Here is a 3,501-nt window from a genome sequence, read left to right on the forward strand (position 1 = left end):
CTGTTTAATGGCGTACCAACCGGTGTTGAGGTTTGTGCCAGTATGGTACATGGTGGCCCGTTCCCGGCCACTACCGATAGCCGTTTTACCGCGGTAGGTATCAACGCGGCTAAAAGGTGGGTACGCCCGGTTTGCTTTCAAAACTGCCCGGACGCATTGTTGCCGCTGGCTTTACAACAAGCTAACCCGACAAAGATCTGGCGTTTGTTTGATGGCGAATGGAAGAAATAGTACGGCGTTAAACGTCAACAGATAATCAAATTTAAATTATACTTGCACATGCCGGCAGCCTTGAGTTGCCGGCATGTTTAATTTTGTGTTATGAAACTTCAACTTTTTGATCAGCAGGTTTACGTACAGCGCCGCAATGTTTTAAAACAAAGCATGGGCAGCAATGGCATCATCGTTTTGTTAGGGAACGAGGAGAGCAGCATGAACTATAAAGACAATACCTACCTGTTCAGGCAGGATAGCAGCTTTCTATATTACTTCGGACTTGATGTAGCGGGTTTGGCGGCTATTATTGATACCGATACCGGCGAAGAGGTGATCTTCGGTAATGACCTTACCATTGATGATATCATCTGGACAGGTACACTTCCCTCGGTAGGCGAAATGGCCGCGCTGGTTGGCGTTTCACAAACCAGGCCTTATGCCGAAATTAAGCATTATATCCATAAAGCGGTTACTGGCAGTCGCCCGGTTCATATCCTGCCACCTTATCGCCCGGAAAACAAGATCAAGCTGGCCGATTGGTTAAATACCAGTCTGGAAGATGTTGCCGGTCGCGTTTCATTACAGTTGGTAAAAGCTGTAATAGCCCAACGGGTGATCAAAACCCCGCTGGAGGTAGCTGAAATAGAAAAGGCTGTATCCATCAGCGTTGATATGGAACTTGCCGTAATGAAATATGCCCGCCCCGGTATCAGGGAGTATGAGCTGGTTGCCAAAGCACATGAAGTAGCTATAGCTAACGATTCACGCTTAGGGTATCCTGCTATCATCACTAAACATGGCCAAACCCTGCACACGCATTATTACGGTAATGTTTTGGAAGAAGGTGATATGGTATTAAGCGACATTGGCGCCGAGAATGCGATGCACTATGGCGGCGATCTGACCCGTACTTTCCCGGTAGGCAAGCAGTTCAGCACCCGCCAAAGGGAGTTATATGATGTAGTGCTTAATTCAATGGATCATGCCATCGGTATGCTTAAGCCGGGCGTCCGCTATAAAGATGTGCATATCCAGGCCTGTCAAAAACTGGCCGAGGGCCTTAAGCAGGTAAACCTGATGAAAGGTGACCCTGCCGAGGCCGTTGCCGCCGGAGCCCACGCCATGTTTTTTCAATGCGGCTTAGGCCACATGCTGGGCATGGATACCCATGACATGGAAGATCTGGGCGAGCAATACGTTGGTTATACCGATACGCTGAAGAAGGAAACCGTTTTCGGCTTAAAATCATTAAGGTTAGGCCGCGAGTTGGAAGCAGGATATGTGCTTACTGTTGAGCCGGGCATCTATATCATCCCCGAGCTGATTGACCGCTGGCAGGCCGAAAAGAAATTCAGCGAGTTTATTAATTACGATGTGCTGAACACCTATCGTGATTTCGGCGGCATCCGTATTGAAGATAACTTTTTAATAACCGATACAGGCAGCCAGCTATTGGGTAAATACCTGCCTAAAACCCGCCAGGAAATTGAGGCGTTAAGAGGATAGTTTAATAGTTTATAGGAGGCTCCGCTGGAGCCTTTTTATGCAGTTTAATCGGGCTATAAACATGATACTCCTACGGAGTTTTATTAAGAGCAAACATTAAAAACTCCGTAGGAGTATCATGTTTATAGCGAAATAATAAAATCTGTATTTGACTCCATAGGAGTCTCCTGATTAAAAACGATTTTTCCATCATTCTAATAACGAAACAAATCGGCCCGCATCTGCAAAGATGCGGGCCGATTTTGCTAAATGCCTGCTATGATGTGTTAATTTATGGAAACATCATTTGACCTATGTTGGGTACTTTTACGCAACACTATAACTTATGGCAAGGTACCACCAATATTTACTGTTAACTGTTTTTTTAGCAGCCGCGGGCAAGTCAGCCGATGCACAACAAAAAGCTACTCCTTATTACCCCACTCATACGGAAGTGCTGCAAAACTATAAAGCAGCCGATGCGCTCGATTCTGCATTAAAAAAGGCCCCGTACGTTACCAACGTGCGACCTAACTGGCAGACCGGCAGTAACCAATTCTGGTACAGTAAAAGAATTGCTAATAATCAGACATCTTACATAGTTGTTGAACCCGAAAAAGGGACTAAGAAAACCATCTTTGAAAGCGGGCAACTGGCAGCGGAAGTAAGCAAAGCAACAGGTAAACCCGTAAAAGAAGGCGGCTTCCGGATTGAAGATATGTTTCTTAGTGCCGATAAAAAGCAGGCCACTTTTAAAACAAGCAATACCTGGCTTAAGTGCGACTTGGCCACGCTTCAATGCAGTAAAACTACCGATACCATACACCAAAGTTATGATAACGATAAACCTTTGCAGGTACGCCATTACCGCTGGGAAGGTATAACTGCCGATTCGGTATCGCCGGATAAACAATGGGCGGCTTTTGTAAAAGGTGGTAATATTATTGTTAAATCGCTTAAAGGTTCAACCGAGATCAAATTAACTACGGATGGCAATTTAGATAAGCCTTACGGCGAACTTACCTGGTCGCCGGATAGCAAGCATCTGGTCGGGTACCGCATCGATCCGAAAAAAACGAAAGAGGTTTATTACCTGCTGAGCTCGGTACCGGGTACTACGCGCGCGGTGCTGAAATCGCATGAATACGATCAGCCGGGTGATGAGTTTACCTCGTACCAGCAGTACATATTCAACATCGCCGATAAAAGCGCTATAAAGACCGATGCCGAAAAGATAGACTTTTTTGGTGCACCGCAATTGCATTGGCGCGATGGAAACAGCCGCTATTTTACTTATGAAAAGGCAGATCGCGGGCATCAGCGTTTCAGGGTTATTGAGGTAGACATTACCAATGGAAAAACCCGTAACATCATTGATGAAAAAACAAATACTTTTATTTACGAGCAACGGATCTACACTTATTACAGCGCTAAAACACACGAGATAGTTTGGGTAACTGAAAAAGACGGATGGCGTCATATTTACCTTGTTGATGAGCTAACCGGCAAAGAAAAGCTGGTAACCAAAGGCGATTGGGTAGTACGCGATGTTGACAGTGTTGATGTTAAAAAAAGGCAGATCTGGTTTAAAGGAAGCGGTAAAAATGAAGGAGAGGACCCATACTTTATGCACTATTACCGGATAGGCTTTGATGGTAAAAACCTTGTTGACTTAACGCCCGAAAAAGGCAACCACAACATAACCTTCTCGCCCGACAGAAAATACTATATCGATACTTATTCTGAAGTAAACGTCGCTCCCAAAATAGTAATTAAAAACACTGCCGATCTGAAAACGGT

At 45.1% G+C, this 3,501-nt stretch carries 2 protein-coding genes and 1 pseudogene; all 3 read left to right on the forward strand.

Annotation, left to right across the window (positions count from 1 at the left end; translation table 11 throughout):
* Positions 1-231: pseudogene (locus VF500_RS23490) on the forward strand (aldehyde dehydrogenase (NADP(+))); the annotation flags it as partial.
* A 90-nt stretch (positions 232-321) separates the two neighbouring features.
* Positions 322-1,722 carry an aminopeptidase P family protein gene (locus VF500_RS23495; RefSeq protein ID WP_330862005.1) on the forward strand — a complete coding sequence of 467 codons (1,401 nt, stop codon included), beginning with the start codon at positions 322-324 and terminating at the stop codon, positions 1,720-1,722.
* A 325-nt stretch (positions 1,723-2,047) separates the two neighbouring features.
* Positions 2,048-3,501: DPP IV N-terminal domain-containing protein (locus tag VF500_RS23500; protein ID WP_330862006.1), on the forward strand; the 1,454-nt coding region annotated here is incomplete at its 3' end.

It is taken from the genome of Mucilaginibacter sp., assembly GCF_036383575.1.
GTDB lineage: Bacteria > Bacteroidota > Bacteroidia > Sphingobacteriales > Sphingobacteriaceae > Mucilaginibacter.

Coding starts and splice junctions, on each gene's coding strand:
- VF500_RS23495 (WP_330862005.1), top strand. CDS start 322: ATGAAACTTCAACTTTTTGATCAGCAGGTTTACGTACAGCGCCGCAAT.